This is a genomic window from Marixanthomonas ophiurae (assembly GCF_003413745.1).
Taxonomy (GTDB): domain Bacteria; phylum Bacteroidota; class Bacteroidia; order Flavobacteriales; family Flavobacteriaceae; genus Marixanthomonas; species Marixanthomonas ophiurae.
Genome location: NZ_QVID01000001.1, coordinates 292,060 through 313,126, shown reverse-complemented (window position 1 = coordinate 313,126; position 21,067 = coordinate 292,060). Strand labels below are relative to the sequence as shown.

The 21,067-nt window shown below is 38.0% G+C and carries 17 protein-coding genes; 10 read left to right on the top strand and 7 right to left on the bottom strand.

All coding sequences use genetic code 11. The annotated features are described in order from the left end of the window. Nucleotides 1–78 precede the first annotated feature (78 nt). From DZ858_RS01420 to DZ858_RS01385, 9 genes are all read left to right on the top strand, one after another. Nucleotides 79–684 carry a short chain dehydrogenase gene (locus DZ858_RS01420; protein WP_117157792.1) on the top strand — a complete coding sequence of 202 codons (606 nt, stop codon included), beginning with the start codon at nucleotides 79–81 and terminating at the stop codon, nucleotides 682–684. Between the two features lie 92 nt (nucleotides 685–776). Next, nucleotides 777–3,284, top strand: a complete 2,508-nt coding sequence (paaZ, locus tag DZ858_RS01415) for a phenylacetic acid degradation bifunctional protein PaaZ (protein ID WP_117157791.1) — start codon at nucleotides 777–779, stop codon at nucleotides 3,282–3,284. 89 nt (nucleotides 3,285–3,373) lie between these two features. Continuing rightward, entirely contained in the window at nucleotides 3,374–4,126 is a 753-nt protein-coding gene (locus DZ858_RS01410) for an enoyl-CoA hydratase/isomerase family protein (protein ID WP_117157790.1), read from the top strand. Between the two features lie 6 nt (nucleotides 4,127–4,132). After that, nucleotides 4,133–4,732 carry an acyltransferase gene (locus DZ858_RS01405; protein ID WP_117157789.1) on the top strand — a complete coding sequence of 200 codons (600 nt, stop codon included), beginning with the start codon at nucleotides 4,133–4,135 and terminating at the stop codon, nucleotides 4,730–4,732. 1 nt (nucleotide 4,733) lies between these two features. Beyond that, nucleotides 4,734–6,041, top strand: coding sequence for a dihydrolipoamide acetyltransferase family protein (locus DZ858_RS01400; RefSeq protein ID WP_168926317.1), 1,308 nt, complete (start codon nucleotides 4,734–4,736; stop codon nucleotides 6,039–6,041). Nucleotide 6,042: 1 nt separating this feature from the next. Next, complete coding sequence (locus DZ858_RS01395; RefSeq protein ID WP_117159481.1) at nucleotides 6,043–8,100, top strand: alpha-ketoacid dehydrogenase subunit alpha/beta; 2,058 nt, start codon at nucleotides 6,043–6,045, stop codon at nucleotides 8,098–8,100. Between the two features lie 31 nt (nucleotides 8,101–8,131). Beyond that, nucleotides 8,132–9,757: a helix-turn-helix transcriptional regulator gene (locus DZ858_RS01390; RefSeq protein ID WP_117157788.1), complete on the top strand. Its 1,626-nt coding sequence runs from the start codon at nucleotides 8,132–8,134 to the stop codon at nucleotides 9,755–9,757. Nucleotides 9,758–9,924: 167 nt separating this feature from the next. After that, entirely contained in the window at nucleotides 9,925–10,053 is a 129-nt protein-coding gene (locus DZ858_RS15340) for a hypothetical protein (RefSeq protein ID WP_262511338.1), read from the top strand. A 10-nt stretch (nucleotides 10,054–10,063) separates the two neighbouring features. Further along, nucleotides 10,064–11,674: a T9SS type A sorting domain-containing protein gene (locus tag DZ858_RS01385; protein WP_158548335.1), complete on the top strand. Its 1,611-nt coding sequence runs from the start codon at nucleotides 10,064–10,066 to the stop codon at nucleotides 11,672–11,674. 123 nt (nucleotides 11,675–11,797) lie between these two features. Here the strand turns inward: DZ858_RS01385 and DZ858_RS01380 are convergent, their stop codons facing one another. From DZ858_RS01380 to DZ858_RS01365, 5 genes are all read right to left on the bottom strand, one after another. Continuing rightward, nucleotides 11,798–12,871, bottom strand: coding sequence for a T9SS type A sorting domain-containing protein (locus DZ858_RS01380; protein ID WP_147309555.1), 1,074 nt, complete (start codon nucleotides 12,869–12,871; stop codon nucleotides 11,798–11,800). A 259-nt stretch (nucleotides 12,872–13,130) separates the two neighbouring features. Beyond that, nucleotides 13,131–13,673 (bottom strand): DUF4136 domain-containing protein, encoded by a 543-nt coding sequence (locus tag DZ858_RS01375; RefSeq protein ID WP_117157785.1) that lies wholly within the window; start codon nucleotides 13,671–13,673, stop codon nucleotides 13,131–13,133. Nucleotides 13,674–13,685: 12 nt separating this feature from the next. Beyond that, nucleotides 13,686–15,665 (bottom strand): urocanate hydratase, encoded by a 1,980-nt coding sequence (locus tag DZ858_RS01370; protein ID WP_117157784.1) that lies wholly within the window; start codon nucleotides 15,663–15,665, stop codon nucleotides 13,686–13,688. A 52-nt stretch (nucleotides 15,666–15,717) separates the two neighbouring features. Beyond that, nucleotides 15,718–15,894 (bottom strand): DUF5522 domain-containing protein, encoded by a 177-nt coding sequence (locus tag DZ858_RS15140; protein WP_158548334.1) that lies wholly within the window; start codon nucleotides 15,892–15,894, stop codon nucleotides 15,718–15,720. 133 nt (nucleotides 15,895–16,027) lie between these two features. Next, nucleotides 16,028–17,152 carry a PA14 domain-containing protein gene (locus tag DZ858_RS01365; protein ID WP_117157783.1) on the bottom strand — a complete coding sequence of 375 codons (1,125 nt, stop codon included), beginning with the start codon at nucleotides 17,150–17,152 and terminating at the stop codon, nucleotides 16,028–16,030. A gap of 212 nt (nucleotides 17,153–17,364) precedes the next feature. Between DZ858_RS01365 and DZ858_RS01360 the strand changes: the two genes are divergently transcribed. Next, nucleotides 17,365–17,691 (top strand): hypothetical protein, encoded by a 327-nt coding sequence (locus DZ858_RS01360; protein WP_117157782.1) that lies wholly within the window; start codon nucleotides 17,365–17,367, stop codon nucleotides 17,689–17,691. A gap of 95 nt (nucleotides 17,692–17,786) precedes the next feature. Here DZ858_RS01360 and DZ858_RS01355 read toward each other — a convergent pair whose 3' ends face one another. Both DZ858_RS01355 and DZ858_RS01350 read right to left on the bottom strand, forming a co-directional pair. After that, nucleotides 17,787–19,739: a hypothetical protein gene (locus DZ858_RS01355; RefSeq protein WP_117157781.1), complete on the bottom strand. Its 1,953-nt coding sequence runs from the start codon at nucleotides 19,737–19,739 to the stop codon at nucleotides 17,787–17,789. Nucleotides 19,740–19,950: 211 nt separating this feature from the next. Continuing rightward, nucleotides 19,951–20,880 carry a hypothetical protein gene (locus DZ858_RS01350; protein ID WP_117157780.1) on the bottom strand — a complete coding sequence of 310 codons (930 nt, stop codon included), beginning with the start codon at nucleotides 20,878–20,880 and terminating at the stop codon, nucleotides 19,951–19,953. Between the last annotated feature and the right edge of the window lie 187 nt (nucleotides 20,881–21,067).

Sequence of the window (21,067 nt, the reverse complement as noted above, 5' to 3'; positions counted from 1 at the left end):
TATAAAGTGAGAAGGTTTTTAATGAAGTTTTCACTTTCACATTTTACGGTTTTGCAGTTTTACATTTAAAATTCAAGTATGAAAATATTAATAATAGGAGGAAACGGAACGATAGGAAAAACGGTAACGAAACGTTTTTCAGAAGAACATGATGAGGTTATAATTGCTGGAAGATCTTCAGGAGATGTTACGGTAGATATTGCAAATCCAGATTCTATTGAAAAAATTTTTCAGAAAACGGGAAACGTAGATGCTATTGTAAACATAGCCGGTGATGCGAAATGGGATTCGTTTGATAACCTTTCTGAAGAAGATTTTTACATCGGCATTAAAAGTAAAATGATGGGGCAAGTTAACCTTGTTCGATTAGGAAGAAAACATTTAAATGAAAACGGGAGCATCACATTAACCACAGGTATTTTAGCTGATGAACCGGTTGATAAAACAACAAGTGCTGCAATGGTTAACGGTGCCGTAGAGAGTTTTACAAAAGCAGCAGCTTTAGAATTAACCAACGGATTGCGAATAAATGTAGTTTCTGCCGATATGGTTGAAGATGCATATGAAAAGTACAAAGATTATTTCCCTGGAAATACACCAGTCCCGATGCGTAAAATAACCGACGGCTATTTTAAAAGTGTAAAAGGGAAAATTAACGGTGAAATAATTAGAATTAGAGCGTAAAAACCGAAAAATGTAAAATGATAAAGGCTAAAGTAAAACAATGAAACCTTTTACATTTTAACTTTTTCAGTTTTGCATTTAAAATTTATAAGATGAAAACACAGCATTACATACAAGGCCAATGGACAGACGGAAAAGGTGAAGGCTCGCCAATTCTTGATTCTGTTACGGGTGAGCATTTTACAAGTGTCACTACTGAAGGATTAGATATTCCTGAAATTCTTCAATATGGAAGAACCAAAGGTGATACCCTTCGCAAAATGACGTTTCAAGAACGGGGATTAATGCTGAAAAAATTAGCGTTCTATCTTCAGAAGAAAAAAAGACAATTTTACGAAGTAAGTTATCGTACCGGTGCAACAAAAGTAGACAGCTGGATTGATATTGAAGGAGGCTTTGGAAATTTATTTGCCAATGCTTCGCTTCGGAAATTATTTCCAAATCAGCCGTTTCATGTAGAAGGTGATCCAGTCGATTTATCGCGTGGTGGTCGTTTTATGGCGCATCACATTATGGTGCCTCGCGAAGGTGTTGCTGTTCACATTAACGCCTTTAACTTCCCAGTATGGGGAATGCTGGAAAAATGTGCCGTAAACTGGATGGCAGGAATGCCTGCAGTGGTTTTGCCAGCACCGCAAACTGCCTATTTAACTGAAGCCGTGGTGAAAGAAATTATCGCTTCAGGAATACTTCCGGAAGGATCATTACAGTTAATTAGCGGAACCGCTAAGAACATTTTAGATACGGTGGAGTCTCAGGACGTCGTGTCATTTACAGGTTCGGCAACTACCGGAAAAATACTCAAAAAACACCCACGATTAATTGAAGAATCCGTTCCATTTACTATGGAAGCAGATTCACTAAACGCTGCTATTTTAGGTGAAGATGCTGTTCCCGGAACACCAGAATTTGATCTCTTCATTAAAGAAGTACGAAATGAAATGACCGTTAAATGTGGTCAAAAATGTACGGCGATTAGACGTGTTATTGTTCCGGAGAACCTAGTTGAAGATGTTCAAATAGCACTTGCAAAACAATTGGATAAAGTTACCATTGGCGACCCTCGCTTAAAAGAAGTTAGAATGGGCGCTTTGGTAAATGATGCTCAACGGACTTCAGTAAAAGAACAAATTGAAAAAATCACTAAAACTGCGCAGATTGTGTATGGTGATTTTGATGAAGCCAAAACGGTTGGAGCCGATGCAAAAAAAGGCTCATTCGTAAAACCAATGTTGCTTCGGGAAGACAACCCTTTTGAAAACGAAGCAGCGCATATTACCGAAGCCTTTGGTCCAGTAAGTACCATTATGCCTTATAAAAATTTGGACGATGCCATTAAACTATCGAAAATGGGGAAAGGTTCTTTGGTAAGTTCTATTGTTACTAATGATGATAAAATTGCTAGAGAATATACGGTTTCTGCAGCTACGCATCACGGTCGAATTTTAATATTAAATCGTGAAAGTGCGAAGCAAAGTACGGGTCACGGTTCGCCATTGCCTAATTTAATTCACGGTGGTCCGGGTCGTGCCGGTGGCGGTGAAGAAATGGGTGGTGTTCGTGGTATCAAGCACTATTTACAACGCTGTGCCATTCAAGGTTCGCCAACTTCGCTTACTGAAGTTACCGGTATTTATCAACCAAAATCCGCTTACAAAGAATCTGAAAGACACCCTTTTGCATATCACTGGGAAGATATAAAACCTGGTATGTCTTTAGAAACCCATAAACGAACTTTAACCGATACTGATATCATTAACTTCGGAAACTTGACTTGGGATCATTTTTATGCGCATACCGATATCACATCCCTTGAAGGAAGCATTTTTGAAAAACGAACGGCACACGGATATTTTATCATTTCTGCAGCAGCAGGATTGTTTGTATATCCAAACAAAGGTCCAGTAGCAGCCAATTACGGACTAGAAGATATTCGTTTTTTGCGTCCGTTGTATCACAACGATACGGTATATGTTCGTTTAACTTGTAAGCAGAAAGTAGATCGCGAACAAAAAGGAACTGAATTGCCTTCAGGAATTGTAAAATGGTACGTTGAGGTGTTTGATGCAGAACCGGATGAGGACCAAGAACCGTTAGTGGCTATAGCGACTATTTTAACCATGGTTCAGAAAAAGCAAGAGGTTTTTGTTGAAATGACTTCAGAAAAAATTGAAGAAAGTGTAGCAAAACTTACAGAAGATACAAAACCGAAATGGGGCACTATGTCGCCGCAACAGATGTTGGAGCATTTAGAGTATACCTATAAAATCGCTTCGGGTAAAATTCAAGATTTTGAAGTTGCTACGCCTGAAAAATATTTAGAGAAGACACATAATTCGCTTTATAGCTATAAGAAAATGCCAAGAGAGCATAACTTTCCAATGTATAAGGACGGTGCCATGCCAGATTTGAAACATGAAAATCTAGAAACGGCGAAAAAGCAATTTTTAGAAGCTAGGGAAGAATATGTTCAGTATTTTAAAGAAAACCCAAATGCAACATTGAAAAACATGGTATTTGGAGATATGAATAAATTTGAGTGGTATTTACTGGAACGAAAGCACTTGAATCATCACTTTGAACAGTTTGGACTTTTATAATTTGAAATGTAAAACCGAAAAATTTAAAATTATAAAATACTCAGAACTTTAGACCTTTATATTTTTCATTTAAAATTTATTATTTAAACATGACACAACCATACGTAAAACATACAATAGAAAAAGGAATAGCAACCATAGAATTTTTTCATCCGGCGCATAATAGTTTGCCAGGTGATATTCTAGCAAAACTCGCAAACACCATCACTGAAATCGGTCAAGATGATGAGGTTTTGGTGCTTGTTGTAAAAAGTGGAGGTGATAGAACTTTCTGTGCTGGAGCTAGTTTTAAAGAATTAATTTCTATTGAAAATGAGCAAGAAGGAGAGAAATTTTTTAGCGGTTTTGCCAATGTAATCAACGCCATGCGTAAATGTCCTAAATTTATTATAGGTCGTGTGCAAGGAAAAACTGTAGGAGGCGGTGTTGGCCTAGCAGCAGCGATGGATTATACGATGGCAACTAAGTTTTCAGCTATAAAATTGAGTGAGTTGAACCTTGGTATTGGTCCTTTTGTAGTAGGTCCGGCAGTGCAACGAAAAATTGGAGCCAGCGGCATGTCGCAAATAGCAATCGATGCCAATTCATTTTATTCACCAGAATGGGCGAGAGATAAAGGGCTTTATACAAAAGTTTTTGAAACGACCGAAGCATTAGACGAAGCAGTGCAGGCCTTAGCAGAACAACTTTGTGGGTATAATCCTGAAGCCGTAAAAGAAATGAAACAAATGTTCTGGCGAGGAACTGAAGATTGGGACGAACTTTTAAAAGAACGCGCTAAAATAAGTGGGCGTTTGGTGCTTTCTTCCTTTACAAAAGAGAAGTTGAAACGGTTTAAGTAGACTAAAATGATTTACAGCTTTAAAGGCCATATACCTGTAGTTCACGAAAGCAGTTTCGTCCACCCGTTGGCAGCAGTCACTGGCAATGTAATTATTGGTAAAAACTGTTATATAGGGCCTGGAGCGGCTATTCGAGGTGATTGGGGCGAGATTATCCTGGAAGATGGTGTAAACGTTCAGGAAAACTGTACGGTACATATGTTTCCTGGGAAAAGTATTGTGCTTAAAGAAAGTGCACATGTAGGCCACGGTGCTATTATTCATGGGGCTAATTTAGGGCGTAATTGTTTAATAGGAATGAACAGTGTGATTATGGATGATGCTGAAATAGGAGATGAGTGTATTGTAGGAGCTATGGCATTCGTAAAAGCAGAAACGGTATTTCCAAAACGAAAATTGATAGTTGGTAATCCTGCAAAAGCTATTAAGGATATTTCAGATGAAATGATAGCCTGGAAAACAGCTGGTACCCGTTTATACCAACAATTACCTTCCGACTGTCACGAGAGTTTAAAGGAAGTAGCACCCTTACGGGAAATTCCGAAGAATAGACCAAAGCAAGAAGATTTTTATAAAACACTTCAAGAGATTAAGAGAAACAAATAAAATGAAGGAAACTGAATTTAAAATGCCCAAAATGGGTGAGAGTATTACTGAAGGAACCATTATCAATTGGTTGGTAAACGAAGGTGATTCGTTTGAAGAAGGTGATATTCTTTGTGAAGTAGCAACTGATAAAGTAGATAATGAAGTTCCAGCACCTACTTCCGGTACGATGGTTGAGCAAGTAAAAGCTGCACAAGAAGTAGTTCCGGTAGGCGATGTGATTGCTATTTTAAATATTTCTAAAGAAAAGGGATCTTCTAAAAAGTCAAAGACAACCAAGAAAGCTAAACCTTCAACCAAAGAAACAAAGAAAAAAGTTCAGCCTTCCGTTTCAAGAGAAACAAAAAACAAAAAAGCAAAACCCTCTTCAGCATTTACAGTTAATAAAAATGTATTTGTAAGTCCTTTAGTAGAAAGTATAGCTAGAAATAATCACATTAGTTACGAAGAATTAGCCAGAATTCCAGGAACCGGAAAGGAAGGTCGTCTTCGTAAAAGTGATTTGTTCACCTACATCGAAGAAGGGCGCCCGTATAAGTTTGCGCAACCCGTACCTGAAGTTTCAGGCTTTCAAGTTCCCGATTTAAAATTTGATAAAGGAACTGGAAAAATTGTTGAAATGGATCGCATGCGCCAGATGATTTCAGATCATATGGTTTTTAGTGCGACCACTGCGCCACACGTTACCGCTTATGTTGAAGCGGACCTTACCGAAATGGTACAATGGCGAAACGCCAATAAGGTTGCTTTTAAAGAAAAATTCAAAGAAAAATTAACGTTTACACCGCTTTTTATTGAAGCCGTGGCGAAAGCCATTCAAGATTTTCCGATGATTAATTCGAGTCTTGATGGAAAAAATATCATTGTAAAAGAAGAAATTAATATAGGGATGGCAACTGCTTTACCTTCTGGAAACCTGATTGTTCCAGTTGTAAAAGAAGCTGACCAAAAAGATTTAAAAGCTCTTGCTGAAAACACTAATGAATTAGTTGGAAAAGCTAGAGATAATAAGTTGAAGGGTGATGATACCAAAGGCAGTACGTTTACAATTAGTAATGTAGGAACCTTCGGAAGTTTGATGGGAACCCCAATTATCAATCAGCCCGAAGCTGCCATTTTAGCTACTGGAATTATAAAAAAACGAGCTGAGGTAATGGAGCGTGAAGATGGTGATAGTATTGAGGTTCGACATATGATGTATTTGTCATTATCTTTTGATCACCGTATTGTAGATGGATATTTAGCGGGCTCTTTTTTAAGAAGGGTGGCTGATAATATGGAGCAATTTGATACAAAAAGAAAATTTTAAGATGAAGAAGATTTCAAAAGATATATTAAAAAAAGCTTATAAAAACTTGGTGACCGCTAAGTCCTTGACTGAGTTATATGAGGAAAATTTTAAAACAGTTTCAAAATATGTTCACGCAACTTCGCGAGGACATGAAGTGATTCAAACTGCTATCGGGATGCAGTTAACGCCACAAGATTATGCTTTTCCTTATTATCGTGATGATTCTATTTTATTATCAATAGGGATGAAGCCGTACGATTTAATGTTGCAAGTGTTAGCTAAAAAAGACGATCCTTTTTCCGCTGGACGAACCTATTATTCGCACCCAAGTTTGCGCGATGATGATAAACCAAAGATTCCGCATCAAAGTAGTGCGACAGGAATGCAGGCCATCCCAGCAACGGGTGTGGCAATGGGAATGTGGTACAAAGAGACTGAGAATTTACACGATAAATATGAGGAGCAACCTTTTGTAGTTTGTTCCTTGGGAGATGCTTCCGTAACCGAAGGTGAAATTGCCGAAGCTTTTCAAATGGCGGCTTTAAAGCAACTGCCAATTTTGTATTTAGTACAAGATAATGGTTGGGATATTTCAGCAAATGAGGCCGAAACCCGTGCACAAAATGCCTATGAATATGCACGAGGATTCAACGGTTTAGAAGCTGTTTCAATAGACGGGACCGATTTTGAAGAGAGTTATAACACCCTTCAAGATGTGATTTCAACAATTAGAACCGAACGGCGTCCGTTTTTGGTTCACGCCAAAGTTCCATTATTGAATCACCATACTTCTGGGGTGAGAATGGAGTTTTATAGAGATGATTTAGATGAAGCAAGATCTCGTGATCCGTATCCGAAGCTTAAAAAATTATTAGTAGACAATGGCTTTTCTGAAAAAGAGCTTTCAGAATTGGAAGCTGACATTCTAAAATCGGTTCAAAAAGATTATGAAAAAGCTTTAAAGGCCGAAGATCCTAAGCCTGAAGATTTATTTACACATGATTTTGCCCCTACCGAAATTACTGAAGAAAAAGGAGAACGATCCCCTGAAGGTGGCGAAAAAGTAGTGATGGTAGATTGTGCGCTCTTTGCTATTGAGGAGTTAATGGGTAAACACAAAGAATGTTTGCTGTATGGACAAGATGTAGGAGGACGTTTAGGCGGCGTGTTTAGAGAAGCAGCGACCTTGGCGCAGAAATTTGGTGACAACCGTGTGTTTAATACACCAATTCAAGAAGCATTTATTGTAGGATCAACTGTTGGGATGAGTGCTGTTGGTTTAAAACCCATTGTTGAGGTACAATTTGCCGATTATATTTGGCCAGGACTGAATCAATTATTTACCGAAGTCAGCCGAAGCAATTATCTTTCTAACGGAAAATGGCCGGTATCGATGATTCTTCGTGTGCCAATTGGTGCGTATGGTAGTGGTGGTCCATATCACTCTTCTTCGGTAGAAAGTGTGGTGACGAACATTCGCGGACTGAAAATTGCGTACCCAAGTAATGGCGCGGACCTGAAAGGTTTGATGAAAGCAGCTTATTACGATCCTAATCCAGTGGTTATTTTTGAGCATAAAGGCTTATACTGGAGCAAAGTAAAAGGAACAAAAGGCGCTACTTCTTTAGAACCTGCAGAAGACTATGTATTGCCTTTTGGGAAAGCATGGTTGCTTCAAGAAATCTGGAAACAGGAAGATGAAGAAACGCTTTCTATCATTACCTACGGAATGGGTGTACATTGGGCTGTTAACGCTTCCGCTGAATTAGGAATGGAAGACCGCATTGAGATTGTTGATCTTAGGACGTTACATCCTTTGGATTATGAAACGGTGTTTAAATCCGTCAAGAAATGTGGAAAATGTTTGGTTGTGACCGAAGAACCTTCAGATAATAGTTTCAGTAGAGCGTTACAAGGTAGAATTCAGGAAGAATGTTTCCAGCAATTAGATGCACCCGTTATGATAATTGGTAGTGAAAATATGCCCGCAATACCTTTAAATTCAACATTAGAAGAAACCATGATTCCTTCTACTGAAAAGGTGAAGACTAAAATTGAAGCGTTACTGAATTATTAAATTTCTGTATCTTTCGAGGTAATTAGCACCTATGTTACTTCGAGTATTTTTCTTTTTTATAGTCACTTTTTCGGCAGTCGCTCAAGAGGAAGTTTCTGTGTTGGTAGATAGTTTGGCCAATATTTCTTCCGAAAGTGAAAAATCTAGAATTAGTCTATCTATTGCATCTCAATTAAAAAATGATGATTGGGATCGTGCGTTGTATTATTTAGAGATTGCCAAAAAAAATGCTGTCGATTCTGAATCTGAAAAGACAATTGCTAATTATTACAATGGAGCAGGAGACATTTTTTTTAGTAAAGATGCGCTTGATATTGCTTTAAAATATTACTTAAAAGCATACGATTATTACATAAACCAACCTTCTAGCGATAAATCAATCACTCTAGAACAAAATCTAGCAGTGGTGTACGGCCGAATTAAAGAGCCTAAAAAAGCACGTACCTTTTTCAGAAAACTACATGGTTATGCAGAAAAAGAAAACGATATCGTTTTGCTGGCTAAAATATTGAATAATATTGGCACTAGTTATTTAAACTCTCAAGTAGATTCTGCCAAATATTACTATGAACGTTCTGAGAACTTATTAAAAACTATTCCCAATGAAATGCAGCTTAAAGCCTATCTCAATGGCAATTTAGGCAGAACTTATTTTTTAAAAGATAGTATAGAAAAAGCACAGAAATATTTTGCTTTAGCAGCAAATTATATTGAAAAAGACCCTACCTCAAGATCGCAATCAAAAGGATGGATTTACAATACGGTTTCAACGTATTATGAGAAGATAAACCAATTAGACTCTGCTATCGTGTATGCTACAAAGGCGAATGAGGCGCTATCCGAAAGTAAGTTTAGTTTCGAAAACCAAGCAGCCCTACAAACCCTTTATAAAAATTATCTGAAAAAGAAGGACTATAAAAATGCTGCAGAATATTTTCAGAAATATGATGCCGTAAGAGACAGTTTAAATTTAGAAGAAAAATCTGCTAACGTTGAAAAAATAAAGGTGGAGCAGGAATATAAAAACAAAGAACAAATACGGGAACTTCAGGATAGCAAAAGGCGGTTTAGAAATTATGTTCTTTTCTTGAGTTTGGTTTCTGTATTGTTACTGCTAGGAATGTTGTTATATAGATTTCGAAATAAACTTAAAAACACCAAACTAGAAAAACAATTAGCAGTTGCCAAACAGAAAGAACTCGACACTAATCTTCAGTTGAAAAATAAAGAACTTATTGGTAAAGCGATGGTAGAGATACACCGTACCGAAATTATTGAAGAAATTTTGCAAGATTTAAAAGAGGTTAAACGTAAAGCAGCAAAAAAAGAAACTCAAAGAGCAATCGATTATATTGCCAAAAGACTTAAGCGGGATACTTCAAGTAATATTTGGGAAGAATTTGAAATGCGCTTTGAGCAAGTACACGAATCCTTCTATAAAAATCTTTCAGACAAGCATCCCGATTTAACGTCTCGCGACAAACGGTTGTGTGCGTTATTAAAGTTGAATCTTACTTCAAAAGAGATTGCACAAATTACGGGACAGTCTTCAAAATCGGTTGAAAATGCCCGTACCCGACTTCGGAAAAAACTAGAAATCACCCATTCTGATGTTGAATTATCTGCTTATTTGTCCAGCTTCGGGCAAAAAGGGTAAATTTCAATCAAAAAATAGATATCTAAAAATCAAATAGTTATAGTTATTTGAGTGCTAAAACTATGGTTGTTTTTTAACCATGAGTGATTTTGGTAGGGCTAAAAATTATGAAAGGCTTTAATCGTGATCTACATTTGAAAAAGTTTTGAAACCCAAAACGATTTGAGATGAAAAAGAAAAAGCAAGAAGATAATTTGGACGCGCTTTTAAAAAAGAGCAAAGACAAAAAAAACGCATTAAAAAAGTTGATTAATGAATTGAATAAAAACGATAACCATAAACCAAAATCTAATTAAAATGAAAAATATGAAAACAATTATTACACTTATTAGCTTTTTGACAGTATTTATTGCCCAGGCGCAATGGACAAACGATACCGATGTGAACACCTTGGTGGCAGATTCTGAAGCCCTCGATATGCAGGCTAAAGGTACTTCCGATGGAATGACTTATATTGTATTTTGGAAAAACGTTGGGGCTCCCGTCAATATAGAATTACGCTTACAAATATTGGATGCAGACGGAAACCAAACGCTAGGTGCCGATGGTATGTTGATAAGTGACCAAATACCTATGAGTACTTTTACGGTACTCTGGAATATAGTTGTTGATGCCGATGACCATCTTTATATAGGAGTAACTGGAACTGGCGGTGGTGACCCTGCTTATGTTTTTAAATTAGACAGTGATGGCAATCATTTATGGGATGCAAGCGGTGTTAATGTAGGGAGTGGTAATAAGGTTACTATCCTTCCTCTTACAGAAGGAGGTGCTATTGTTAGTTGGTTGGCTTCAAATGGGGCAGTGATGCAAAAATATGATGGTAGCGGTTCTCCAGTTTGGCCATCAACGCAGCCTATAGAGTTAAGCTCAGGGTTTACGGCTCCAGGAAATTTCTTTGAACTATCAGGAGGTGATTATATTGCTGTTTTTCATTCGTTATTGAGCGGAATAAATTCAAATTTATATGCACAACGTTATGACGACGATGGCAACCCGGTGTGGACAGAGGCTACACAAATTTCAGAAGGCTTAACTGCTTTTAACCGAAATTACACAGGAACACAAGATGACGATGTGGTCTATATGGGCTATTTTTCTGCCGCTAACAATCGTTTTGATTCGTTTTTACAACGAATTAACTCTGACGGTACACTTCCGTGGGGCATTAATGGAGTTGACTTTGATGTTAATCAAACAGACTTTGAAACGAATACCGAAATAGCTTTTTCACAAGGCTCAGACGTTGTATGGTCAGTTTGTACTTACACAGATAGCAACCAAGGGCAACATGGAGAATATGTTCAGAAATTTGATAAAAATACAGGGGCAAGAGAACTTACCGATAATGCAAAAGTTGTTTTTCCTATCGGATCTGAAAAAGTTCACGCTGGAAGTCTTCAGCTAAAAAATGATAGTCCACTTTTCCTTAACAAGGAAGGAGAGGATAATGGTGCAACACCAACAACTTTAAATGCAGTATACCTTGACGAAAACGGAAATTTTGCGTGGGCGGAAGAAACCAAGCCTGTAGCTACCTTTGCAGCTTCAAAAGGTCGTGTTCAATATTCCGTGCCGGTAAATAACCAAAGCGTAGCTGTGTTTGTTGAAGACAAAGGAGACGGACCTAAAATGTATGCACAAAATGTTGTAGATGAAGAGTTGGGAACAGAAGAATTTTCGAACGCGTCACTTTCCTATACCAATCCAGTGCAAGATGAAATAGCACTTAACAGTACCGTAGCTATTGAAGTAGTTGCAATATACAATACGTTGAGTCAACAAGTTTTTACAAAAACATATAGCGGAGCCACTCAAATGACAATTGATGTTCAAGGTTGGGCACCTGGTATCTATATTATGAAATTGAATGCCGGTAACGGACTTTCAAAAAGTATCAAGTTAATTAAAAACTAAACTACTCCTCAGTTTTATTTTCAGAAGGCTGTTCTATTGTAGGGCAGCCTTTTTGTTATTAACACTAAAAAAAGAGGAGTGCCTAAACACCCCTCTTTAGAATATTAAACAAAAAAATAAACATTATAACTTGATTAGTTTTACAGATTCAACTGCTGTTCCTGCTTGGACTTTAGCTATATAATTTCCTGCTGCAAGTCCTGATATGTCGATAGTTAGGTTGTTGCTGTTGTTTCCATAAATTTGCTTCACCTCTTGCCCCAATATGTTATAAAAACTGATAGCGGTAATCGCTTCTTTTGAAGTAAAGGTAACGTCTCCATTTGTTGGGTTAGGGTACGAGCTTATTTCGGCTATGCTTTCATTTTCTTCAACTCCTAAGGTTGGATCGGCAACATATACATTGAATTTTGCGTTTGTTGGCATCGTCGAGACATCTTCCGTATAAATAGTCCAATTGGTGCCATTGTACCAAACCCCTATAGTGCTGTCAATATTTATATTGCTGGGGTCTCCAGTAGTCCCCCAATTAGGTGAAACCACGGGATAAGCATTAGGTTTGTTGTTTAAACTGGGGTGGTCTATAACAGTATAGTTGCTAGTAGGGGCTGTTGCAGTATGCGAAAACGCTGTAGCGCCTCCGGTACTGTCATCAATCAATATCGTAAATACTGCTCCGGCCGGAATATTGATAGCTGTATCTTCATTATAAATGTTCCATCTTTCAGCAATTGTATCGTACCAAAAACCATAATTATTGTCGTTATAAACACCGTTTGGGTTCCAATACGTAGCATACACCATAACGGCGTTGGGGTCACCATTAATTGCTGGATCGTTTAATTCTAAATCAAAACTAGATCCGTCTGCCTCCACACTGATCATTTTACCACCCGCGGGTATATAAATGTTATACGACGAACCTTCCACCATAGTGGAGGCATCTTCATTAAATACAGTCCAAGAGCTACCATTATACCAAGTACCGGTTACTTTGTCATTGTATTGTACACCTTCATTGTCAAGGTTGTGTGTAACAATAAAATTGGCACTGGAATTTCCATTCAAATCCGGATGGTCTAAAGTTGATACGTTCCCAGAAGAATTCCCAGTCGTTGCTTTGTGCACAAATACTTTATCTTGTGCAAGTGCCACTGTAAACAGTAGCATACTTAAAATTGTAAAGATTGCTTTCATAATACTAAGTTTTAAATTGTTAATTAAATTACTGTCATCAAAAGTAGTGCGCACTGTTTTGATTTTCAGTAGGTAAAGACTTGTAATTACCTGGGGGCAATACCCTTTTTTTAAGGGGTCAATACCATAAACAAATTTATATGTAGAAAAAGGGTAGTACTATTAACAATGTAACAAAGTATGTGACAGATGTAACATTCGAGGGGGTTTTTAGGAAGAAGACAAAAAAAAGCCCTCGATTTTCGAGGGCTAATAGTTGTTATTGCTTCATTGCTCCAGGCGGATATTCCGCTAAAATTTCATTTACAATTTCTCGGATGCGGTCTTCTTTGTCTTCAATATCTCCATGAGTAACAAGGCGAGCACTGCCTATACCTTGCCACACTAGTTCGTTGGTTTTGGCATCAATAAGGTCTATATAAAGGCTTCCTTCAGTAGAACGGGAAATGGTGTTTCCGGAATACCCTCCATAATACCATGGATTCCAACCCCAGCCGTAACCAAAGTTGTTGTTATAGACATCTACACGTTCATTTTCTTTGGTAAAAATACTCACCAAAAGATCAGCCGATTTATTTTTGGATAGTCCTTTAGCGGCTAATTCAGCATCAATCGCACGAAGGATACGTTTTTTATCTAAGTCGTTTATTTCTGCTTTGTCAATACCGGGTTTATAAAACGCGAAAGTATTGTAGGAGTTAAAATCTGCTTTTCTATCGTAGTCGGTTGCAACTCTTACAGAACTGCAAGATGCTACAAAAGCAAACAATAGTATAAGGGGTATAAATTTTAATGCTTTCATAATTTATTGTTTTTAAAGTAAATTATCATCAACGAAGTTAGGGAGGGTTACCTGTAAGTTTGGATTATTTTCCATGGCTCTTTTTATGGCAAAGACAGCTCCGTCGTTTCGTGCCCAACTGCGGCGTGCAATTCCGTTATTTACATCCCAAAATAACATGTTTTCTAACCGTCGTTGTGCATCTATAGTACCATCAAGAACCATACCGAAGCCGCCATTTATCACTTCGCCCCAACCAACACCACCACCATTGTGTATGCTTACCCAGGTAGCGCCGCGGAAGCTATCGCCAATTACATTCTGTATAGCCATGTCAGCTGTAAAGCGGCTCCCGTCGTAGATGTTTGAGGTTTCACGGTATGGTGAATCGGTGCCTGAAACATCATGATGATCTCGACCTAGTACTACAGGGCCTATTTTGCCTTCTTCAATAGCTTTGTTAAAAGCAGTAGCTATTTGAGTACGCCCATTGGCATCAGCATATAAAATACGGGCTTGTGAGCCTACCACCAGTTTATTTTCTTGCGCTCCTTTAATCCAATTGATGTTATCTTGCATTTGTTGTTGGATTTCTTTAGGCGAATCGTTCATTAATTCTTGAAGCACTTCGGAAGCGATATCGTCTGTTTTTTGAAGATCTTCTGGTTTTCCAGATGCACATACCCAACGAAAAGGACCAAAGCCATAGTCAAAACACATAGGTCCCATAATGTCTTGTACATACGAAGGATATCTAAATTCCTTATTTGGTTCTTCTGAAAGAATATCAGCTCCAGCGCGCGAAGCTTCTAAAAGGAAGGCGTTTCCATAATCAAAAAAATAGGTCCCTTTTTCTGTGTGTTTATTGATGGCTGCAGCTTGGCGACGCAAACTTTCCTGTACCTTGTCTTTAAATGTTTCAGGGTCATTTGCCATCATTTCGTTCGATTCTTCATAGCTCATCCCAACAGGGTAATATCCGCCTGCCCAAGGATTATGTAAGGAGGTTTGGTCACTTCCTAAATCAATTTTAATATTCGCTTCATCAAAATGCTCCCAAACATCTACCACATTTCCATCATAAGCGATAGATATGGTTTCTTTTTCTGAAATAGCTTTTTTCACTCGGTTAGCAAGTTCAGTAACATCAGAAATCACTTCATCTACCCAGCCTTGGTCATGGCGGGTCTGGGTTGCTTTTTTATTTACTTCGGCACAAACTGTTACACAGCCTGAAATATTACCGGCTTTGGGTTGTGCGCCGCTCATACCTCCAAGACCTGAAGTTACAAACAAGCCTCCTTGTGGTTGTTTGTTAATTTTTCTAAAACCATTGAGTACAGTTATAGTTGTACCATGCACAATACCCTGCGGACCAATATACATAAAGCTGCCAGCTGTCATTTGTCCATACTGAGTAACCCCTAATGCGTTGAATTTTTCCCAATCATCTTGTTTAGAATAATTAGGAATCATCATTCCGTTAGTAACAACCACTCGGGGAGCATCTTTATGACTAGGAAACAATCCCATAGGATGACCCGAATACATAGCAAGGGTTTGCTCGTCGGTCATTTGCGAAAGGTATTGCATCGTTAGCAGATACTGTGCCCAATTTTGAAAAACAGCTCCGTTCCCGCCATAGGTAATCAATTCGTGAGGGTGTTGCGCCACCGCATAATCTAAATTGTTTTGTATCATCAACATAATAGCCTTTGCTTGTTGACTTTTTCCAGGGTATTCATCAATAGGCCGAGCGTACATGTTGTAGTCTGGACGAAAGCGATACATATAGATTCGTCCGTATTTTTCTAACTCTTCTTTAAATTCGGGTAGAAGAGTAGCATGGTGTTTTTTATCAAAGTATCGTAAGGCATTCTGCAACGCAAGCTTTTTTTCTTCGGGAGAAAGAATTTCCTTACGTTTAGGAGCATGGTTGCGTTCCGTATCGTAGGCTTTGGCTTTTGGTAGTTGCTCTGGAATACCTTGTTGTATAGCTTCTTTGAATGTCATATTTTTTTGTGTTGCCCTCACACCTCCCCTTACCTAAGAGATGGGAATGGGATTATTCTTTGTTTTTTGTGCTCTTTTTTTTGTTAAATCCATACGGACAGTGTCTACAGCCACTTTCGCAGCAATAGCCACGTTTTAAGTGGTATTGCTTGGTAAAGCACTTATAGCCTTCGGGCGTTAGGTAAAAATCGCCTTCTTCAATCTTTATTCTTTTCTTTGGAAATAGCATGTTACAAAAATAAGGATTTTAGTTGGGAGAAGGTAGGGAGTAGTGGATAGCAAAAAGTTCAAGAACAGGTGTAGCCTATTCTTGAACTTTATAGTTTAAACTGTAACTTTATTTTATTAAAAGGTTTGGTGTTTTACTCTACTGTAAACTGTGAGGCATTTATAACACCAGAGTTTCCGTCTGCATTGGTTCCCCAGGAGAAAGAAAAGGCTTCCCCGCCGGCATTTTCATAATACCAGAATTCAAACGTATGTTTGCCTTTTGCGAGTCTTACACCTCCAGTGTTTACTTGACCTGATCCTGAATCGGCCCAACCATTGAGAACTAAAGAACCGTCAACATATATACGAGCACCATCATCACTATCTTCGCTAAAGTTAAAAACACCCGTATTTTGTACTTCGTAGGTCCCTACAATTTTTATAACAAAACCATCGTCGTTTGAAGGTTTTAATGCGTTGACATTATTTAAGTTGCCAGTATAAAAACCCGAGCGACTTACTGTATTGTTACGTTCTAATGCATTGAGGTCTGGGGAAGCCGCAGGCGTTATATTGTATGAATAAAATTGTACCCCATAATTTAAAGCTTCTTCAATAACATTGCCGTCTGTATCTACCATTAAATTTTGTGTAGGAGTTCCTGTAAATGTTCCACTTCCGTAGGTGTCGAAGGTGATGCTTTGGTCATCTTGAAGCGTCAACGTGCGTCCTAGTGTACTAGCATCAGAGACATTACCTCCTGTGGCAAATACCAAGCCGGACCCAGTATTTGATTCCATAAAGATAGAAGCATCGTAATTATTACCAGAATTTTGAAACGAGAGGCCGCGCTCTAAACTGTTGTTTGTTCGCTTTAAAGAGAACCCATTGCGCAATGCTTCTCCCGATAGTTGAAATATATTAGTGCCGGTATTTATGGTCCGGTTAGTATTTAGCGTGCCATTTGTAGTGTACACATTATCGTTGGAGCCAGTACTTATTAAAACCCATTCCGTGTTTTGCCAATAATAGAACCCCTCTTGTAGGGTGGCATTAGCAGTAGTGTTGTATATTAATGTGCCATTGGTGAGTGTGCCAGGAATGGTGGTGTTATCGGTTGTGCTAGAAAGTGTTATTCTTGGTATTAATATACCGCTGTCGTCACTGTCTATCTCGAGCATGACTCCATTATCAATATTTGTAGTGTTAATGCCTATTTGAGCTGAGGCTGTTAAAAAAGAAAAGGAAATGAAAAACGGAAGTATTTTTTTATACATAGGGGGGGCTTTTTATATTAAAACGGCAGCAAAATATTTATTTCTTTCTTAGGAAAAAACTTACATTTTAACTTTTCGATAAAGACAAAATATTTACGACAAATAACCTAATATGGTTTCTAGTTTTTTATTATTTAACAATTTTGGACGGTTTCTTTAGCCTGAATTACTTAATAATTGTACATTCTATCAACAACTAGAACGTTGGAATTATGATTATTTTGGTAAATCGGTTTTTATTACGAAAGAAGTTTGTAGGGATTGCCTTGTGGCCTTTTCTTATTTTAAAGGATCATGCTTTAAAAACCGATGTTGTTTTTATGAACCACGAACGCATTCACTTGCGGCAACAGATAGAACTTTTGGTGGTGTTTTTTTATCTATGGTACGGTGTTGAATATGTAATACGCTTATTGCAATACAGAAACCGCTATACGGCATACCGAAACATTAGTTTTGAACGGGAGGCGTATGCAAAGGAAAAAGACATTGGGTACCTGCAAAAAAGGCCGTTTTGGGTATTTTTAAGTTTTTTGTAGCCGTGTTGCTTTTTAACTTGAGGTTATATGGCCCGATAAAAAAAACCTCTGCAAATGTTGTTGCAGAGGTTTTTATAAGTAATTAAGTTACTCTATTATTCGGTTTTTTCCGTTATTTCACTTTTGCTTTTGTTGTTTTCTCTTATTGCAGGTTTCTTTTGTTGTGTGAAATTTAGATTTTTAGCTGTTTCTTTTAAACTATCCGTAGCGTTTTTGGTTTGTGTTAAGTGTTGTTTTGCCTTTGGAGTTAATTGGCTTGGTCCTTTTGGGAACCGCACACCAACGTGTTTTGAAACTATCTTGCCATTGGCGTCTTTAGTGTCTGCTCTTGAGGCAACAATTTGCCAAGAGAATGGAACACTGCTGGTGCCACCTTGAAGTTCTTTAACTGTAAACCCTTCTGATGACTTATTAGTAACATACACTCCGTTACAATCGCCTTCCAGTGTAACAAATACTTTGAGGGGGTTTTGAGAATCTACGAAAATTGCTTTTTGTAATATTGGGTCTAATTTTATCTGAGCTTGACCATTTTGAAGTTGACCAACCCCATAATCTTGAAAAACGACTTCGGGAGCTTCTGGAGCAAATAAAACCCGAGGAGTATTATTTGCGTCTTTCACTAAAGTAGAAACATTTCCTGTTCCTACAATTTTGTAATCTATAGTAGCACCATTTGACCCCCCGTTTCCATTAGGATTGTATCTTAGACCTACGTAAGCATAGGTAGGGGTAGCAATAATTCCTTCATTTCCACCGCTAAAATATCCTCCAAAATAAACATGGTCTGCGCTACCAGTAGGAGGTGTAGTGCCTCCAGGGTTTAAATTATCATATCCTGCTAATACAGCTGAGGCCCGTATACTATTAGCGCCACCATTAGTAATATCATTGTCTGTGTCCAGTAAAAATACTCCTGCCGCATTTCCTTCATTAGCAGCAACATCGTTTCCATTACCTGCGTAGCCGAAAACTCCGTTTCTCGTGCCACTTCCTGCTATACCACCACCATTTAAATTTGTAACAATCATATTGCTGTTGTTTCCAGTACCTATTAAACCAGTACCTGTACCAGTTTTTCCATGAGCAAATGCTCCATTATTAGCACTTGCTGCAATACCAGTTCCAGAAGTTATAACAGTTGGTAAAATGTTATTTCCAGCTGCTATAAGCCCTGTACCGGCATTTCCTAAATTTACTGCTCGCATGCCAAAGCCACTATCGTTATTAGAAATACCAAAAACTCCATTTCCAATACCTGTGTTTTGACCATAAACACCATCACTTGAACCGTTGTTGTCACCTCGGATACCTGTAGCATTATTTCCTTCGCTATAACCGTAAACACCTAAACCAGAAGCTGTATTCTCACCATAAACACTTATACCTCCACCTGCGCTTAGTCCATACAAACCAAAACCAACTGCTACATTGCCTAACACTCCAATACCATTGGTGCTAGCATTTTCCCCATATACCCCAACACCATTTGCACCCGAAGCATATCCGTTTAAAACAGATTCATTATTAGACCCAATTGTAGTAAAACGATCAACACCAAATAGAGGCGCGCCGTTTACTGCTACTTGTCCATTTGCTAATAAACGCATGCGCTCATTATTGTTGGTTCGTATCTGTAAATCTTGTGAGTCGGTTGTTCCTAAAAAGTCAGTCCCCGCTGCAGTCCCACCATTACCAATACGTTTCCAGTCATCTTCGCCATCGCCATCGCCTACACTTAACCATTCGGAACCGCTCCAGAAGAAATACCCGGGGCCGGTTGAGCCGTTGGTGTTATACACCAAAAGGCCTTCTGCAGCGGTACGTGCTGTTGCGTTATTTGCTATTCCTGTTACTGGTGCAATATTATTTAAATTTGCAATGTTTACTCTAGGAATAAACACACCTTTATTATTACTATCAATATCTAATAGCGACCCATCCTTAGGATCAGTCGTATTAATCCCAACTTGTGCGAAGGTAACGGACAGAGAAAAAATAAATACAAATGTTAAAAAAATACGGTTTCTTAAGGTAATTGTCTTCATAATCGATATATCATTATTATTTGGTAGAGTAATGATAAGAAAACTATTATTTGGGGCATGAGAATTTCGATGAAGGACTAAAAAACCTATATGACTGACATTTAGGGGTATGGTTGGTAGTGGATAGTGGTTAATTTTAGTAGAAAATATTTTCCACGCTCATTTAATAAACATACCTGCTCTTATACGAAGTGCATTAATTAAGATATTTTTATTGATCAAGTATCGAAATATATCGATGATGGTGATTCGCTGCGCTAGTAACTAAATTACGTAAAATACCATCACTTTCTAAGCGCCATTGTACCTTTATGGTGGTAGATTGCCCGGGGGTCACTGTGACGGGAACCATAGGAAGGCTAGAGTTCCAGCTTCCGAAAGGAAAATCTATTTCTGATGGTCCTCCAAAAATATTAAGGTACACGCGGCTGCCTGCAAATGTTTGGGTTTTTATCACTTCATTATTATTATTTAACAATCTAAAGTTTACTTTACCTTCTGTTCCTCCATTAGTAGCAGGACCTTCCCATCTACCTGAGGCACTGAAGTTAACGAATACCACTGGGTTTTTAGGCGTGAAAGTAATGCTTAGATCTTCCATGTCTTCCCAGGTATTATTGTCTTTTGCAATTCCATTGTCGCCTATCGCAGATTGATTATTGCTTTCCTTTTGTTCTACATAATTGATCACGACCCACCTTGAAAGGCCAGCATTAAACTGTAGGGTAACCGTTCCGTTTTGTCCAGAAATAATAAAGTCGGTTTCGCCGGGACAATAAATTTTTCTTTCAGGAAATGCCCCTGGTCCTTCATCGTGCGCTATGGTCATTTCTTGGTCGGTGGTATTGATTAATGTTACTATTTGACCATCTCCGGGAGTGGTGTTGATTGTTCTAAGTCTAAAAGTATTGGTTGGACCTTCAACTCTATAATGTGAAAAAACGGTTGCTCCTAAATTTATATTCGTGTTATTTCCATTGACTAAGGTTATGACACCTCCTCTTAAGGATAGGGCTCCATTAACATCTAATGTAGATTTTGGGTTGGTTGTATTGATACCAACTTGTGCCGTACTTACCGATAAAGCAAAGCATGCTAAAAAAGCAAATAAAAGTTGTTTTTTTAAAGTAGTTGTCTTCATAATCGCTCTCATATTAATATTGGGTACTTTTAAATTTAAGCATTCTGATGCTTGATTTTTAAAAATTTCGATGAAGTACTAAAAAACCTATATAACTGACACTTAGATTGATATGTGTTGATTTGTGGATGATTAAAATGAAAGAATTGTACTACTTTATTGATCGTAGATAAGGTGTTAATAGCGT